14 protein-coding genes are annotated in these 16018 nt (G+C 72.3%); 8 read left to right on the forward strand and 6 right to left on the reverse strand.

All coding sequences use genetic code 11. From position 1 onward, the window contains the following. Positions 1-4: 4 nt before the first annotated feature. Together GAS53_RS25745 and GAS53_RS25750 are read right to left on the reverse strand one after the other, a co-directional pair. Positions 5-3145 carry a sacsin N-terminal ATP-binding-like domain-containing protein gene (locus GAS53_RS25745; RefSeq protein ID WP_151480077.1) on the reverse strand — a complete coding sequence of 1047 codons (3141 nt, stop codon included), beginning with the start codon at positions 3143-3145 and terminating at the stop codon, positions 5-7. 240 nt (positions 3146-3385) lie between these two features. Then, a complete protein-coding gene (locus GAS53_RS25750) occupies positions 3386-4309 on the reverse strand; it encodes a DUF3027 domain-containing protein (RefSeq protein ID WP_151480078.1) in 924 nt (307 codons plus the stop codon). A gap of 451 nt (positions 4310-4760) precedes the next feature. Here GAS53_RS25750 and GAS53_RS25755 point away from each other — a divergent pair, with 451 nt between their 5' ends. From GAS53_RS25755 to GAS53_RS25770, 4 genes are all read left to right on the forward strand, one after another. Continuing rightward, positions 4761-6182, forward strand: coding sequence for an MFS transporter (locus GAS53_RS25755; protein WP_151480079.1), 1422 nt, complete (start codon positions 4761-4763; stop codon positions 6180-6182). 186 nt (positions 6183-6368) lie between these two features. Further along, on the forward strand, positions 6369-6857 hold the full coding sequence (locus GAS53_RS25760) for a hypothetical protein (RefSeq protein WP_151480080.1): 489 nt from the start codon (positions 6369-6371) through the stop codon (positions 6855-6857). 19 nt (positions 6858-6876) lie between these two features. Continuing rightward, complete coding sequence (locus GAS53_RS25765; RefSeq protein ID WP_151480081.1) at positions 6877-7608, forward strand: futalosine hydrolase; 732 nt, start codon at positions 6877-6879, stop codon at positions 7606-7608. Continuing rightward, on the forward strand, positions 7592-8446 hold the full coding sequence (locus tag GAS53_RS25770; RefSeq protein ID WP_151480082.1) for a 1,4-dihydroxy-6-naphthoate synthase: 855 nt from the start codon (positions 7592-7594) through the stop codon (positions 8444-8446). The genes GAS53_RS25765 and GAS53_RS25770 overlap by 17 nt, the downstream gene beginning before the upstream one ends. Positions 8447-8465: 19 nt before the next feature. Here the strand turns inward: GAS53_RS25770 and GAS53_RS58035 are convergent, their stop codons facing one another. Beyond that, on the reverse strand, positions 8466-8849 hold the full coding sequence (locus GAS53_RS58035) for a cold-shock protein (protein WP_151480083.1): 384 nt from the start codon (positions 8847-8849) through the stop codon (positions 8466-8468). Positions 8850-9045: 196 nt separating this feature from the next. Here GAS53_RS58035 and GAS53_RS25780 point away from each other — a divergent pair, with 196 nt between their 5' ends. Continuing rightward, positions 9046-9294: a hypothetical protein gene (locus GAS53_RS25780; protein ID WP_151480084.1), complete on the forward strand. Its 249-nt coding sequence runs from the start codon at positions 9046-9048 to the stop codon at positions 9292-9294. Between the two features lie 81 nt (positions 9295-9375). Here GAS53_RS25780 and GAS53_RS25785 read toward each other — a convergent pair whose 3' ends face one another. Then, complete coding sequence (locus GAS53_RS25785) at positions 9376-10026, reverse strand: HAD family hydrolase (RefSeq protein ID WP_151480085.1); 651 nt, start codon at positions 10024-10026, stop codon at positions 9376-9378. 242 nt (positions 10027-10268) lie between these two features. On the opposite strand from GAS53_RS25785, the gene GAS53_RS25790 reads away from it, so the two are divergent. Genes GAS53_RS25790 through GAS53_RS25800 form a run of 3 tightly spaced genes read left to right on the forward strand, consistent with a single transcriptional unit; the run spans position 10269 to position 13250 of the window. Then, positions 10269-11261 carry a FecCD family ABC transporter permease gene (locus tag GAS53_RS25790; protein ID WP_151480086.1) on the forward strand — a complete coding sequence of 331 codons (993 nt, stop codon included), beginning with the start codon at positions 10269-10271 and terminating at the stop codon, positions 11259-11261. Then, positions 11258-12349, forward strand: coding sequence for a FecCD family ABC transporter permease (locus tag GAS53_RS25795; protein ID WP_151480087.1), 1092 nt, complete (start codon positions 11258-11260; stop codon positions 12347-12349). Before GAS53_RS25790 ends, GAS53_RS25795 begins: the two co-directional genes overlap by 4 nt. Before the next feature lie 10 nt (positions 12350-12359). Then, the gene (locus tag GAS53_RS25800; RefSeq protein WP_151480088.1) at positions 12360-13250 is read left to right on the forward strand and encodes an ABC transporter ATP-binding protein; all 891 of its coding nucleotides are present in this window, start codon (positions 12360-12362) and stop codon (positions 13248-13250) included. Here the strand turns inward: GAS53_RS25800 and GAS53_RS25805 are convergent. After that, entirely contained in the window at positions 13201-14208 is a 1008-nt protein-coding gene (locus tag GAS53_RS25805) for a hypothetical protein (protein WP_151480089.1), read from the reverse strand. The genes GAS53_RS25800 and GAS53_RS25805 overlap by 50 nt on opposite strands. Positions 14209-14310: 102 nt before the next feature. Next, a complete protein-coding gene (locus GAS53_RS25810; RefSeq protein WP_151480090.1) occupies positions 14311-15873 on the reverse strand; it encodes a substrate-binding domain-containing protein in 1563 nt (520 codons plus the stop codon). Positions 15874-16018 lie beyond the last annotated feature (145 nt).

Here is a 16018-nt window from a genome sequence, read left to right on the forward strand (position 1 = left end):
GTCCTCAGTCGAGCCAGCGGTCCCGTGCCAGTTCGTCCGTCCTGGACGGGTCCTCGAGCAGCGCGGCGACCTCGAAGCGGCGTGGCCACTGGCCGGCCGCCCAGGCGAGGCCCGCGGCGACGCCCTCCACGGTGGCGGCGTGCAGGACTCCGTCGCGGGTGCGGCGCCAGTCGAGTTCGGTGCCGCCGACGAAGAGTTCCTCGTGCTCGACGTACGTGGTGGGGGTCGAAGGGCCCAGCAGGACCCGTACGGAATCGGGCACGTCGTGCTCGACGCCCTCGCTCGTCACCTCGCCGGTCACGGACTCGCTCAGCCGCCGGACCTGGAACAGTTCGGCGAGGTCGGCGGCCCGCGACGGCCGTACGGGAAGCAGGGGCGTGCCGCCGGTGAAGGGCAGCAGATCGGGCGAGTCCACGACCACGGCGTCGGCCGCGTCCACGACCGTGACCTGCCCGTCCACGACGGCCCGCAACTCGTCCGGCAGGGTGACCTGCTCGGGGTCGAGGTCGGCCAACGCGCCGTAGAGGGCGTGCAGTTGGGGCGCCGTGACCTCACGGTCGGGGTCGGCCAGGCGGTCTAGGAGCTCGGCGGCGCCGCCCGGCTCGGCGAGGAGTGCGGCGACCGAGGTGCGGACGCCGAGGGCCCGCAGCACCTGCTCGTCGTCGAAGCCGGTCGCGTCGGCGGCGTCGTACAGGCCGTGCAGGAGCGGGTCGCCGCCCTCGGCGCGCAGGCCTGCCGGGCGGCGGCCGTCGAGGACCGGGTGCCCGCGCAGCCACCAGGCGGTGTAGGGCCGGACGATCTCGTGCGTTCCGTCGGGCAGCAGGATGCGCACCGGCTGGGTGATGGCGTCCCGCAGCGGCGGGCGGGAGAGCAGGGCGAGGGCCTGGGGCCAGCGGTCGTCGTCCACCAGGTCGAGATCCCGTACGGCGACGATCTCCGGGGCGACCGGCGGGACCGGAGTCTCAGGGAGCCGGTCGAGGACGTCCTCGCACCACACGTCGACGGCGTCGAGCAGTCCCGCGTCGTCGGGCTCGGCGAAGTCCCCTTCCCTCGGCTCCAGTTCGTCGGGGTCGAGGACGACGTCGGTGGCGCGTACGAGGGTGAAGCTGGCCAGGACGCCACAGGCGGCCAGCGGCTGCTCGCCCCAGCGGTCGGCCAACTCGGCGTCCACGGAGGCGAGTTCGTTCTCGCGCATGACCTGGGCGAAGTGGCTGCCGGGGAGGACGAGTTCGCCGGCCGGGGCGAGTTCGCCCTCCTCGTCGGGGAGGGCGAGGGCGCCGAGCCAGGGTTCGTCGCCGGGTTCGAGGTTGGCGTCACGGACAAGGGCGAGGACGGTGTCGGCCAGCTCCTCGGCGTCCGGGGTGTCCTCTTCCCAGCCTCTGTCGTCGTCGAGGGAGGCGGCGACGGCCGCGCGGACCTGCGGGGTGGTGAGGACGGCGCGGGGCGTGGCCGGGAGGGCGCCCAGCTTCTCCAGGAGCGGGTGGGCGGCGTCCTGGTGGGCGACCTTGAGGCCGAGGCGGGCGAGGGTCTCGGAGGTGGCGGCCCAGGTGTCGTCGGGGGTGGGCCCGTCGGGGACCGGCAGGAGGATCTGGCGGGGCCCGATCGTCGTACGCCCGTCCGCGAGCGGCACGGGCAGCCCCGACAGGCGCTCAGGGTCGACCCCGGCGAGGCTGTCGTACAGCCGCCGCCACCAGTCCGGGGCCTTCTCCAGGCCCGCGAGCCGGTCGATGGCTTCCGTCAGCGGCACGCGTGCCACGCCCAGCGTGCGCAGCTCCACGCGTCGTTCGAGCCCGGCGGGGAGAAGGCTGGGCAGCACTTCTGCGAGGACGCGTACGGTCTCGGCTCCCGCCCCCTCCACCACCTCGGCGTCGCGCGGGCGCAGCGCCTCGGGGAGGTCGGGGTCGTCGCCCGGCTCGACCGCGGGCGGCAGGAAGGCCGTACGCGGCAGCCGGTCGAGGATCGCCTGGCGCAGGGACCCGTCCAGCTCACCCTTGCCGAGCGGGCCCGGCACCAGGCCGATGATCCCGGGGGTCACCGGCCGCCAGGCGGCCAGCAGCTCGGCGTACGCGTCCGCCGCACGCTGCACCAGGAAGTCGGTCAGCGGTCCGGGGGCGGCGTGGCGGCGGGTGGTGTCGAGCGGGAGGGAGGCGATGAGCAGGGCGGGTACCCCGAGGGCTTCGTCGCTGGGCGTGGGCGCGTGCACGACGGGGCTGGTGCGGGGGCGAATCGGTGCCCCGTCGGCGTCGACCGGGACGGCCCAGGTGACCGACCAGTGGGGGCGTAGCCGCTCCTCTACGGGCCGGTCGGCGAGCAGGGCGGGCTCCAGCGGGCCGTGTGCGGAGACGGTGCGCCAGCGGGTCGTACCGTCGCGGGAGTCCTCGACGAACACGCCGCCGCCCTCCGCGTCGGCACGGCGCCGGATCGTCCGTACGCTCCCGTCCCCGACCTCGACGACGACTTCCTCAAGGCCCGGCAGGGCGAGCAGCAGGGCATCGTCGACGGCGCCGAGGAGCCGCTCGGCGAGATGCTCGGCCGCCGGGTCCCGCAGCGGCAGGATCACGACGGTGTCGTACGGGTCCGGGGCGGTGCCCTCGGCCGCGAACGGCAGCCGGAGCAGGGGCACATGGCCGTCGCGGCGCCGCAGCTCGTCGCCGAGCCCCGGGCTGTGGCGGGCGGTGTCGACGGCGAGTTCGCGGGCCTCGGCGAGGGACCAGCGGACTCCGCCGTGCCGCCCGACGAGGGCGGGCTCGTCGGTCACGGCGAGCACGGCCGCGAAGCCGACGCCGAACCGGCCGACCGCGCTGTCGTGGTCGTCCCGCTTCGCGGAGGCACGCAGCGTGGACAGCGACTCGACGCCCGTCGCGTCCAGCGGGGCGCCGGTGTTGGCGGCGACGAGGACGCCGTCGCGGAGGGTGAGCCGGAGCCGTCCCGGGACACCTGCCCGGGCGGCGGCATCGGCGGCATTCTGCGCGAGCTCGACGACGAGGCGGTCCCGGTACCCGCCGAGAACCAGGTCCTCCTCGGCGTTGGCGTCCTCGCGGAACCGCGCCGGGCTCGTCGCCCAGGCGTCCAGCACCCCGCGCCGCAGCCTCGCCGTCCCGAACGGGTCCGCACCCTCGGCAGCCGGCCGCACGAACTTGCTCACGGTTCACTCTCCTACTCGGGTTGTACGGCCGCACGCGGTGGCTCGGTCGCGGCAAGAAGGTACCGCGCGGGGTGGGATGCGGGTTCCCGGAGTGAGGGCAGGTAATGCCCGACTACCTAGGGGCGCGAGGCCGTGACATTTGCGGCTCCGCCGCGTGGGCGCGACCAGCCACACTCAGCCCGCACTCGCCAACGCACTGCTCCCACCACCCCCGTAGGCGTACCGCCCAGCCGCCGGAGGTCAGGAGTGGCCGAACTCCGCAGACGGCTCATCCGGAGTCAGTGGCACGGACCCCGAGTCCGGCGACGGACGCAGGGGGAACGGGTCAACCCGGGTCTCGTCGATCACCGGCGGAGCCGGCCGTGGCGGCTTCGGCATGACCGCCGCCTCGGAATGCCCCCCGCACCCGTAGGACAGCGACACCACACGACCGTCCGCAGGCGAGAACTCATTCGCACAGACACCGAACGCCTGCCCGAGCGAGCCGCCGATCGGATTCAGGAAGCCGCAGCTGACGCACGTGGCAGGCGCGGCCTGGGCCATCGCCGTCTTGGGCCCGTACGACTCCTCCCACCGGTCCGCCGCGACATGCAGCCCGTACCGCGACAGCACCCGCGCCCGCCGCATCCCGAGCTCCTCCGCCACGGAGGCGATCGAACCGCGGGTCGGCACGGCGGGAAGGCTGGCCGGCGTCCCGGCCGTCACCTCGGCGTCCTCCGCCTCGGCGAGCTCGGCCATCTCCTCGGAGATCGGCGAGTTCGGGGCGGGTTCGTCCTCGCCGGAGTACCCGGGCTCCAGACGCAGATCCTCCGCGTCCGTGGGAAGAAGATCACCCGGGCCCATGTCCCCGGGCCGGAGCCGCTCGCTCCACGGCACCCACTCGGGTGCGAGGAGGGCGTCCGGGCCGGGCAGCAGCACCGTCTCGTCGAGGGTCACGACCTTCGCCCGCGAGGCCCTGGCCACGGTCACGGCCCAGCGCCAGCCTCGGTAGCCCAGTTCCTTGCACTCGAAGAAGTGCGTGACGACGCGATCCCCTTCGCTGACCATCCCGGCGTGCTCCCCGACCACGCCGGGCGCGGCGGCCTCCTCGGCGGCGGCCCGGGCGAGGTCGATGGCCTCGGCGCACAGACGGTCGGGGGTGCGGCTTCGCGTTGTCGCGCTCACAGGTATCGCTTCTCTCCTACGCCGTCTCACGAGTGCGCCGTCCCTCGACGGGGGTGCGGACGGAGCGGACCAGTGGGCCGCGTCGACGTCCGCGCCCGATCGCACTCGGGCGCACCTACACCACCCATTCTGCGGGATGGCTGAGAGGCGCGCGGCCGAGAACAACCGCCGCGGGCGCGCTACGCACGCTACCGTCTCGCTGGCGCTTGGCCTACACCGCGGTCTCTTCGCCGCTCCGCGGCGTGGCCTTTGCCGCTCCGCGGCCCGGCTTTGCTCGCTCCGCGAGCTGTGTCTTCGCCGCTCCGCGGCGTTTTCCCGCCCGCCCACACTTTTTTCGACCGCTCCGCGATCCCCGTCACCCGCCGCTCCGCGGCGAACTCACAGCGTCCACTCAGCCCCTATACGCGCGGTAACCGCACTACATACGCCATTCTCGGGGCACTATTGCGGAGTGGCAGCCGCGAGGTCGCCCCAAGGTGCCACCGGGATCGGTGGAGGCGGGGCGGGACGTACGAGCGGGTCGGGCCCGGTGCGCGGGGCCGTCCGGTCCGTCGGGCGTGCCCTGCATCTGCCGTTCACGGGGACGGCGAAGGGCATCAGAAAGGCGACTCACGCGCACGGCGCGGGCGAGTCGGGCCTCGGCAAGCTGATCGAACTGCATGGTGTGAACGGCGCCGGCGACATGATGATCACCGTGGCGCTCGCCTCGACGGTCTTCTTCTCGGTCCCCACGGACGAGGCCCGCGGCCGCGTGGCGCTCTACCTCGCGATCACGATGGCCCCGTTCACGCTCCTCGCCCCGATTGTCGGCCCCCTCCTGGACCGCCTCCCGCACGGCCGCCGCGCGGCGATGGCCGGCGCGTTCATCGCTCGCGCCTTCATGGCGCTGCTGCTGTCGAGCGCGGTCGTCACGGGCAGCATCGAGCTGTATCCGGCGGCCCTCGGCGTCCTGGTGGCGTCGAAGGCGTACGGCGTGGTCAGAAGCGCCGTGGTGCCCCGGCTGCTGCCGCCCACGTTCTCCCTGGTGAAGGCGAACTCGCGGGTCACGCTGGGCGGTCTGCTGGCGACGGGTGTGGCGGCCCCGATCGGGGCGGGGCTCCAGGCGCTGGGCCCCCGCTATCCGCTCTACGGCGCCTTCTTGATCTTCGTGGCGGGCACGGTCCTGTCGTTCCAGCTGCCCCACAAGGTCGACTCGGCGAAGGGCGAGGACAAGGCCCTGCTCGCCGCGGACGAGCAGCATCTGCACGGGCCGCACCTGAAACCGCCGAAGCGCCCGGGCCTGCGTACGGTCGGCACGGCGGTCACACACGCGCTCGCCGCGAACGCCGCGCTGCGGTGCCTGTCCGGGTTCCTGATCTTCTTCCTCGCCTTCCTGCTGCGCGAGCATCCCCTCGCCGGTGCGAGCGCGGCGGTCTCGCTGGGCATAGTGGGCGTCTCCGCGGGCGTGGGCAACGCGCTGGGCACGGCGGTCGGGGCGGCCCTGAGATCGCGGGCACCGGAGCTGATCATCGTGACGGTGGTCGCGGTGGTGATGGCGGTGGCGATCACGGCGGCGGCGTTCTTCGGAGTGATCCTGGTGGCGATACTCGCCGCGTTCGCCGGGTTCGCCCAGGCGCTGTCCAAGCTGTCCCTGGACGCGCTGATCCAGCGGGACGTACCCGAGCTGGTGCGGACGTCGGCGTTCGCGCGCTCGGAGACGCTGCTGCAGATGTCGTGGGTGGTCGGCGGTGCGATCGGCATGGCGCTGCCCCTCAACGGCACGCTCGGGCTTTCGGTGGCCGCCGCGATCGTCGCCGCCGGCTGGCTCACCACGGTCCGCGGCCTGCTGAGCGCGGCCAAGAGCGGCGGCCGACAGCACGCGCGCGTGGCGTGAACGGGGACGTTGTGGGGCGGCGTGAACCGGACGTGCGGGCGGCATGCGCCTAGCCTGCGGGCGGCGTGAGCCGGACGTGCAGGACGGCGGGAACCTGGCCTGCAGGTGGCCCACGCGGGGACTGCGGCACGCCGCGTACCCCACCCACGTAGCCGGGCCGCAGGAGGCGCCCGATAGCCTTCGCCCATGAGCTCCCAGCGTCCCCTTGCGCGCCGTCGCCGCGCCGTCGCCGTCGTCGGCGCCGTTTCCGCCGGACTTCTCGTCCTGTCCGCCTGTGACAAGCCGACGCCGATGGCCACCGTCACGATCGGCAAGAACTCGGTCAGCACCGAGGCCGAGTGCTACAAGGACGGCGAGAACATCGGCCGCGAGGAAGCGACCAAGTGCGCCGCCGAGAAGGCCTCCGACACGATCAGCGTCCCGCAGGGCGAGACGCTGCGGATCGGTGTCGACCCGGAGATCGCGGACGAGGGCTGGGCCCTGTGGCTCAACGGGCAGCAGGTCACGTCCCCGTTCAAGAAGACGTACTACGCCTTCGAGGGCGTCGACCTCTTCGCCGACCAGCAGGGCCAGGCCGCCCCGAAGACGATCAACATCAGCATCGTCCAGCAGAACAAGTCCGGTTCGCAGTTCAAGGGCGTCTGGAACTTCAAGCTCGAGAACGCGGACGCTTGAGCCGCCTGATCCGCCGCGCATGCGTGTCCTGGTAGCCACCGCGGTCCCCGCCGAACGGGACGCGGTGGCCGCGGCGTTCGCGCCGTCGGCGCGGGAGTACACGGTGCCGGGAGCGAGCCTGAGCAGGGTGGCGCCCCCGGACGGCCGCTCCACCGTCTTCGATCTGCTCGCCGCGGGCGTGGGCCCCGCGGCCGCCGCCGCGTCGACCGCGGCCGCGCTCACCGCCGCCGCCCTCGCCGAAGCGCCGTACGCCCTCGTCGTCTCCGCGGGCATCGGGGGCGGCTTCCAGCCAGACGCGCCCGTCGGGTCGCTCGTGATCGCCGACGAGATCACCGTGGCGGATCTCGGTGCCGAGACCGCGGACGGGTTCGTGCCGGTCACCGAACTGGGTTTCGGGGTCGTCACCCATCGTCCGCCGGAATCACTCGTACGAGAGGTCGCGGCCGTCACGGGAGCGCGTACCGGTGTCGTCCTCACCGTCAACACCGTGACCGGAAGCGCCGGGCGCGCGGCCGGGTTGCGCCGGTGCCATCCGCGGGCGCTCGCCGAGGCGATGGAGGGGTTCGGGGTCGCGGAGGCGGCCGCCGCGCACGGCGTGCCCGTGCTGGAGATCCGTGCCGTGTCCAACCCCGTCGGCCCCCGCGACCGCGCCGCCTGGCGGATCGGCGATGCCCTCGCGGCACTCACCGGGGCGTTCGGGAAGCTCACGCCCGTACTGGAGAGTTGGAACCCACATGACCGCACCCACTGAGCCCCTGCAGATCGCGTACTCCCCCTGCCCGAACGACACCTTCGTCTTCGACGCCTGGGCCCACGGCCGGATCCCGGGCGCGCCCGCACTGGACGTGACCTTCGCGGACATCGACATCACCAACGGCATGGCCGAACGTGGCGAGTTCGACGTCCTGAAGGTGTCGTACGCCGTCCTGCCGTACGTCCTCGACGAGTACGCGCTGCTGCCCTGCGGAGGCGCGCTGGGGCGGGGCTGCGGGCCCCTGGTCCTCACCCGGGAGCCCGGCGTGGACCTCACCGGGCGCACGGTCGCCGTGCCGAGCGAGCGGTCGACGGCGTACCTGCTGTTCCGCCTGTGGGCCGCGGACACACTGCCCGGAGGGGTCGGCGAGATCGTGGTCATGCCGTTCCACGAGATCATGCCGGCCGTACGGGACGGCAAGGTGGACGCCGGACTCGTCATCCACGAGGCCCGCTTCACGTACCAGAACTACGGCCTGCACAAGCTCGCGGACATGGGCGAGCACTGGGAGTCGACCACGGGTCTGCCGATCCCGCTGGGCGCGATCATCGCCAAGCGGTCGCTGGGCGAGAACACGCTGAGGCTGCTCGCCGAGTCCGCCCGCGCGTCCGTACGCGCCGCCTGGGACGACCCCGAGGCCTCGCGCCCGTACGTCATGGAGCACGCCCAGGAGATGGACCCGAAGGTCGCCGACCAGCACATCGGCCTGTACGTCAACGAGTTCACGCTCGACCTCGGCGAGGACGGCCATGCGGCCGTCAGGGGGCTGCTGACGCGCGCGGCGGCCGAGGGGCTTGTGCCGCCCCTCGGCCCGGATGCGCTTGCCTTTCCCTGAGGCTCTCGGTCCCCGAGGGTCAGACGTCCAACTGGTCGGCGACCGCGCGGAGCAGGCCCGCGATCTTCTTGCCGGAGGCCTTGTCGGGGTAGCGGCCCCTCTCGAGCATGGGCGTGATGCTTTCGAGGAGGGTCGTCAAGTCCTGGACGATGGACGCCAGTTCGTCCGGCTTGCGGCGCTGCGCGGCCGCGACGGACGGCGTGGGGTCCAGGAGCACCACCGAAAGTGCCTGGTCACCGCGCTGTCCGGCGACCACGCCGAACTCCACGCGCTGACCCGGCTTGAGAACATCGACTCCGGCGGGCAGGACCGAGGAATGAACGAAGACGTCGCCGCCGTCGTCGCGGGAGAGAAAGCCGAAGCCCTTCTCGCTGTTGAACCACTTGACCTTGCCGGTAGGCACGTCTGTCCTCGTCCTCGTACTCGTCGGAAACTGCGTCTGACTTCGTCTGGAAACTGCGGCTGAAACTGCTCGGGAAACGGGTCCGTATAGCACTACAGCGGGTCGTCGGACCCGCCGGTACCAAGGCTAATGGTCCGGCGGCTGCTGACAAGACGTCGCCGGATTGTTCCTCCGCGCTGGGAACTACCCTGGTCGGGTGCGTGACAAAACCCAAACGAATTCCGCCGCGACCGGAGACGGACTGATCCGTGCCGGTGCCATCGTGTTCTTCGTCGGTGCGGTGGCCACGTTGGTCACTGTGGCCCCGTTGCTGCTGGGCACGACGCCCTTTCCTACGTACATGTTCGGTCTGAGCATGTTGATGGGGGTTGGTTTCCTCATCGCGGGGGCGGGGGTGTTCCGGTCGATCGCCAGCGGGCGTCGGCAGGCACGTGGCGGATTGTGAGCTGCGGGTCGTTCGTCGGCTGCGGGTCGTTCGTGGCTGGTCGCGCAGTTCCCCGCGCCCCTAAAGGGGCGCCGAAGCCGCTCAAGCCTGTGAAGTCCCCGGAGCCTGCGTCCCCCGAAAACCCGCCAGCCACGCCGGGAACTCCGTCAGGTCCGTGAGCACCACGTCCGCTCCCGCCTCCCGTAGTTCCTCCGCGTCGCACGGGCCCGTGGCCACCGCTACCGACAGCGCCTCCGCCGTGCGGGCGCCGCGTACGTCGCCGGTGTGGTCGCCGACGTAGACGCCGGCCCCGTACTCGCGCAGGGCCTCGGCCTTGCGCTCGGCCCACAGGTCGCCGATGACGGCGTCGGCGTCGATGCCGAGGTGGCTGAGATGCAGCTTGGCGTTCGGCTCGTACTTGGCGGTGACGACGATGGCCCGGCCGCCGACCGCCCGCACGGCCGCTATCGCCTCGCGGGCGCCTGCCATCGCGGGCGTCGCGGCGATGGCGTGTGTGGGGTACATCTCGCGGTAGACGTCGGCCATGGCCTCGACCTGCTCGGCCGGGAACCAGTTGACCAGTTCCTCCGCGAGCGGCGGCCCGAGCCGCGTGATGGCCAGATCGGCGTCGATGTACGTCCCCGTGTGCGCGGAAAGTGCCTGGTAGCAGGCGTGGATACCGGGGCGGGAGTCGATGAGGGTCATATCGAGGTCGAAGCCGACGGTCAGCGCGCGAGATGTCATATGGGCCATTGTGCCCAGCGGACATTGCGCTCATGGGTCCGTGCGATGCAACGAAGGCAGGGCGGACTCCCTGGGCTGCGCTGCGGGCTACCGAGCCCCGTCAGGGGCGCGGGGCTGTGGACACATGCGGCTCCGCCGCGTGGGCGCGACCAGCCACAACCCACCCGCACCCGACGAACGACTCTGCCCGGCCACATACACTCAGCCAAGCCTTACCAAACCAGCCACCCCTTCTCCCGGAGCACCAGCCCATGCAAGCCAGACGAACCGCCGCCCTGGCGGCAGCCGTCGCGGCGCTGGCGCTCGCCGTGCTGTTCAGCCTCGCTGTCGGCGCCCGCGCGATCCCCCCGTCCGCGGTCTGGGACGCCGTCCTGAACGGCGGCCACAGCGACGCCGCCGAAGTCGTACGGGGCCTACGCGTACCCCGTACCCTCATCGGCCTCATGGTCGGTGCGGGACTCGCGCTCGCGGGCACGGTCCTGCAGGGCATCACCCGCAACCCCATCGCCGACCCCGGGATCCTGGGCATCAGCCAGGGCGCCTCGGTCGGGGTCGTCCTCGCCATCGCCTTCGCGGGGATCCACACACTCACCGGGTACGTCTGGTTCGCCTTCGCGGGCGCGGCGATCGCGTCGGTCGCGGTGTACGCGATCGCGTCGAGCGGGCGGGGCGGCGCGACGCCGGTGAAGCTCGCGCTGGGCGGCGCCGCGATCAACGCGCTGCTCGTGTCGGTCACGACCGCCGTGCTCACCACCCAGGCCTCCGCGCTGGACGAGTTCCGGTTCTGGCAGGTGGGTTCGCTCGCGGGCCGGGACGCGGAGATCGTCGGGCAGGTGTGGCCGTTCCTGCTGGTCGGGGCCGTCCTCGTCCTGTCGGTGGCCCGCGGCCTGGACGCGCTCGCGCTCGGCGAGGACGTGGCGCAGGGGTTGGGACAGCGGGTCGCGAGGGTACGGATCGTCGGCGGGCTCGGGGCCACGGTCCTCACCGGTGTCGGGGTCGCCGCGGCCGGTCCCCTCGCCTTCATCGGCCTGGCCGTCCCGCACATCGCCCGCGCGATCGTGGGGTCCGCCCATCGGTGGGTGCTGCCTCTCTCGGCTCTCCTCGGCCCGACCATGCTGCTCGTCTCGGACACGATCGGCCGGGTGCTGTTCCCGCCGAGCGAGGTCCCGGCGGGTGTGATGACCGCGCTGATCGGGGTGCCGTTCCTGGTCGGGCTCGTCCGCAGGAAGGCGGTGCCCGCGTGACGACGGCCGCGACGACCAAACCGACTACGACTACGACTACGACCACATCCGCCGGGTATTCCGTGTTCCGCGCCCGGCGCGCCACCTTCCTGCTGCACCGGCGGGCGGCCGCGGTCGGCGCGGGCCTGGCCGTGCTGCTCGCGGTGACCTGCCTGGCGTACCTCTGTGTGGGCGAGAGCTTTGTGGCGCCCGGTGAGGTGTTCAAGGTTCTGACGGGGCGGCCGTCGCCCGACGAGTTGGTCGTCGGGACGCTGCGGGCGCCCCGGCTGGTCGTCGGGCTGCTCGTCGGGGCCGCCTTCGGGGTGGCGGGCGGGCTGATCCAGACCGTCGCCCGCAATCCGCTCGCCAGTCCGGACATCATCGGGATCAGTCAGGGCGCGAGCGCGCTGACGGTGGGGGCGATGACGTTCGGCGTCACCTCGTACGCCGTCCTGCCGTATCTGTCCGTCGTGGGCGGGCTGCTGGCCGCCGTGCTCGTGTACGTCTTCGCGTGGCGCGGGGGGCTGCACGCCACGCGGTTCGTGCTCATCGGGATCGGCTTCGCGATCGCGCTGCGCTCGGTGACGACGCTCTTCATGACGAAGGGCGACTATCTGGTCGCCCAGCAGGCGCAGATCTGGATGACGGGCTCGCTGAACGGCCGCGGCTGGGCGGAGGCCGCGCCCCTCGGCTGGACGCTGCTCGTCCTCGTACCGGCGGTGGCGTGGGCGGCGCGGGCCCAGCGGACGGTCGGCCTGGACGACGACACGGCGACGGCGCTCGGCGTATCGCTGAACCGGGTGCGGCTGGGGCTCGTGGTGCTCGGGGTCGTCCTCGCCTCGGTGGCGACCGGGGCGGCGGGACCGGTCGACTTCGTGGCGCTGCTCGCTCCGCAGATCGCCCGCCGCATGACCCGTACCGCACAGATTCCTCTCGTCTGCTCGGCGCTGCTGGGTGCCGTGATCGTCGTGCTGGCCGATCTGCTGGCGCGGCGGGTGTTCTCGCCGACCGAGGTGCCGGTGGGGGTGCTCACGGCGGCCGTCGGGGCGCCGTATCTGATCTGGCTCATCATCCGGAGCCGTACCGTCCGTTCTGGAGGCAGGGCATGAGGGGCAGGGCATGAGCAGGCTGTCGGCGCGGGAGCTGACGCTCGCGTACGAGGACCGCACGGTGGTGCGCGAGCTGGACCTCGCGATTCCGGACGGGCGGGTGACGGTCATCGTCGGCCCCAACGCCTGCGGTAAATCGACCACTTTGCGGGCACTCGGGCGGCTGATGAAGCCGAAGGGCGGTGCCGTGCTCCTCGACGGGACCTCGCTCGCCAAGCTGCCCACGAAGCGGATCGCGCAGCAGATCGGGCTGCTGCCACAGACGCCCGTCGCACCCGAGGCGATCACGGTCGCCGATCTCGTCTCGCGTGGCCGGCAGCCGCACCAGAGCTGGTGGCAGCAGTGGTCCGACGCGGACGAGCGGGCCGTGACGGAGGCGATGGAGCGGACGGATGTGGCCGCGCTCGCCGAACGCAACGTGGACGAGCTGTCGGGCGGGCAGCGGCAGCGTGTCTGGATCGCGATGGCGCTCGCGCAGGAGACGGAACTGCTGCTCCTGGACGAGCCGACGACGTACCTCGACATCGCGCACCAGGTGGAAGTCCTGGACCTCGTACGCCAGTTGAACCATGACCGGGGCCGCACGGTCGTGGTCGTCCTGCACGACCTCAACCAGGCCGCCCGCTACGCCGACCACCTCGTCGCCATGAAGGAGGGCCGGATCGTCGCTTCGGGGGCGCCGTCGGAGGTCGTCACGGCGGAGCTCGTAGGGGAGGTCTTCGGGCTGGAGTGTGTCGTGGTGCCGGATCCGGTGACGGGGTCGCCGTTGGTGGTGCCGGGCGCGCCCTGGCGTGGCGACGCCGGTGTCCCGGCCCAGGGGGACACGCGGGAAGACACCCAGGAAGGCACCGCTACCTCGACCGCTGTGACCTCCACACCAGGTACAGCGCCGAAGCGATAGCCGCGCCCCGCAGCACCCACGGCCACGTCTCGGCGACCGCGTCGCTCATCTGCCCCTCCGCGATGGGATCGCCCCAGCGGCCCTCCGTACGGCCCCAGAGCCAGACGATGCCCGCGGTGACGACGAGGCCGGGTACGCCGAGGACGGCCCATTTCGACTCGGTGGGGCTGAGACGGCGCGAGAGGTAGGCGATGAGCCAGCCGAGGCCGAGCATGACGAGGTTGCCGATGGCGGCGCCGGCGACCAGGAGGGCGGCGGCGAGCAGGAGGAGGGGGTTGGTCCAGCCGCCGCCCGCGGGGCGCAGACGGGGGCGGGGGACGAAGCGGCGGGGTTTCTTCGTGGCCGCGTCGACCGGCTCGGCCGCCTCGACGGGCGCCTCGGGTCTGACGACCGGCGGCGCGGGCTTCGGGTCCGGCTCGTCCTCCTCCCCGGGCGGCGGTTTGAGCAGTTCGGGGATCTCGATGCCGCCCACGAAACCCGGCACGCTGTCCGTCGTCCCGAACGGGCTGCTGTCCACCCGCCACCAGTCGGGCTGCTCGGACCCGAGCTCGTCCGTACTCGCGAGGTGCGGCGGGCGGGGCGCGGGCTCGGGCGTCTCGGGTACGTCGGGTTCCGCGGGGCGTGGCCGCGGGACCACGCGACGCAGGCCCTTCGGCCGCGGCTCGGGCTCCTGGACGCGCTGGACGGGGACGGCGGCCCTGGTCTCTGTCGGGCTGTCACCGCTGCCCTTGTCGGCGTTCGCGGCCGCCACCACCGACTCGGGGCTGCCCAGGCGGTCGAGGATGCGGCGGACCGCGGCCGGGCTGTCGACGGTCGTCTTGGCCCGGCGCCGGTCGATCTCGCTGCGCAGCTCGGACACGAGCCGCATCCGCGTCCCGGACGGCAGCTGCCGCTGCTGGGCCAGGTCGCCCACCCGGCTCAGATAGTCGAATACGAGCTGATCGCTCTCGATCCCCACGAAGTCCCCTCCGGGGCGGCTGTGTTGGCGTCCTCGGGCGCGGGCCTCAGACACGTCCTGGGGCACCCCGACCACAACCGACCGTACCGCGCCCGCCACAGGTCACGTGGGTCGGCACAGCAGCGGCTTCGCCAATTCCGAGCAGGGGCGGTGCCCGTGGGAGCGCAGGATGTCCTTGCCGACCTCGTTGGCGAGGTAGCGCAGGAAACCCGCGGCGATCGAGTCGGCGGGCGGCTCGCCGTACGTGTACGCGAACTCGGTCTGCCAGTACGGGTACGCGCCCTCGTCGGCGCCCTCCAGCGTCGCCGGATATCCGTCGATCCGCACCTGCTGGACGCCGTCGTGCGCGGCGGCGGCACCGACCTCGCTGTGCCCGAGGGCGCCGCGGGTCGTGGCCACGGTGTTCAGGAGTGTCCCGGTGTCGCCGACCTCGCAGCGGCCGGGCCGGTCCTGGTCCAGGGCCGCGCAGTCGTCGACGGTGACCCTCATCGGCTGTTTGCCGTCGAGGACTTGGCCGACCAGCGTGGTCCGGGTGCCGGAGCCGGGGCTGCGGCTGACGAGGTGGACGGGTACGTCATTGCCGTTGGCCTGGCTCCAGTTGGTGATCCTTCCCGCGTACAGGTCCCTGACCTGCTTGAGGGAGAGGTCCTGGACTCCGGCGTCCTTGTTCACGACCAGGGTGAACAGGGAGAGGGCGACGGGCCTGGGCAGCAGTTGCGGACGGCCGTCGCTCTTGGCGCCGTCGGTGAAGGCGAGCCGGTCGGGGAGGCCTACGCTGCCCGTGAGGTGAGCCGACTTCCCTGCCTCGGCAAGGGAGTCGAGCCCCGCGACGCTGCCTTTGAAGGAGTCGTCGGATATGGGGATACGGGCGTCCGGGCAGGTCTCCTCGTACTGCCTCGCCGCTTCCCGGACGACGGGCTCGAAGGCCGTGGAGCCGGACAGTGTGAGGGTCCCCTCGGTGCAGTCCAGCGGGGCGGCGACGGCGTCGTCCCTGGTGAAGGTGAGGACGGACTGGGCGGCGGCCACCAGCACCAGGGCGGCCATGAACACCCGTACCGACTTCGAGGCGAAGACATGGCTCTTGGTCTTCTTGATCGTCCCGCGGCGCACCCCGCCCACGATGCCCGCGACGACCTCCGGGTCGGGGAACCTGGCGTCCGTGAAGCCCTCCTCACGTTCGAGAACCGCCAGCACCTTGTAGTGGGCGCCGCGGTTGAGCATCACCTTGGGCAGCGTGATGAGACCGTCGGTGGTTCCCAGGCCGGCGGCGTGCTCGGGAAAGAAGTCGCGCAGGTATTCGTCGCTGAGCTCGGTCACGACCATGCCGACGACGCGACGGCCCGGGAACCCGACCCGGATGCCCACCGGGTCGTTGTTGGGCCGCATGTAGTCGTCCGCGACGATCGGGGTCCAGCCGCTGTTCTCGATCCGCAGCAGCACGAACGAGGGGTCGACCAGCGCGGTCCCGTGCGGGTTGCCCTGCCGCTGCATCCGGTCCAGGACCCCCGCGAGCGGCGAGTGGGACACGTCCGTGGCGGTGGTGTCCATCTGCACCCGGTAGCCGAGCCGCTTGCGCCCGACGAGAGCGAACTCCCACAACGCCGCACACACCGGAACCGCCAGCCCGAGAACGGCGATCACTGACTCCCAGGGGAAACCCTCCACCGTCGAACTCCCTGACGAATACCGGCAGTTGAACAGGGGCCCAAAGGTACGAGCACAAAGCCGGAGCCGCCGGTTCAGCCCGGGATCCTCCAGATCAATTTCATCCCACCGTCATCTGCGCCACGCGACGTTCGCCTCGCAGCGG

It is taken from the genome of Streptomyces albicerus (assembly GCF_008905045.1).
Classification (GTDB): Bacteria; Actinomycetota; Actinomycetes; order Streptomycetales; family Streptomycetaceae; genus Streptomyces; species Streptomyces albicerus.

What these genes read in the sequence shown, in the direction of transcription:
- GAS53_RS25760 (WP_151480080.1), top strand. Translation starts at nt 6,369, where the DNA reads ATGAGCTCCCAGCGTCCCCTTGCGCGCCGTCGCCGCGCCGTCGCCGTC.
- GAS53_RS25765 (WP_151480081.1), top strand. Translation starts at nt 6,877, where the DNA reads ATGCGTGTCCTGGTAGCCACCGCGGTCCCCGCCGAACGGGACGCGGTG.
- GAS53_RS25770 (WP_151480082.1), top strand. Translation starts at nt 7,592, where the DNA reads ATGACCGCACCCACTGAGCCCCTGCAGATCGCGTACTCCCCCTGCCCG.
- GAS53_RS25785 (WP_151480085.1), bottom strand. Translation starts at nt 10,026, where the DNA reads ATGGCCCATATGACATCTCGCGCGCTGACCGTCGGCTTCGACCTCGAT.
- GAS53_RS25790 (WP_151480086.1), top strand. Translation starts at nt 10,269, where the DNA reads ATGCAAGCCAGACGAACCGCCGCCCTGGCGGCAGCCGTCGCGGCGCTG.
- GAS53_RS25800 (WP_151480088.1), top strand. Translation starts at nt 12,360, where the DNA reads ATGAGCAGGCTGTCGGCGCGGGAGCTGACGCTCGCGTACGAGGACCGC.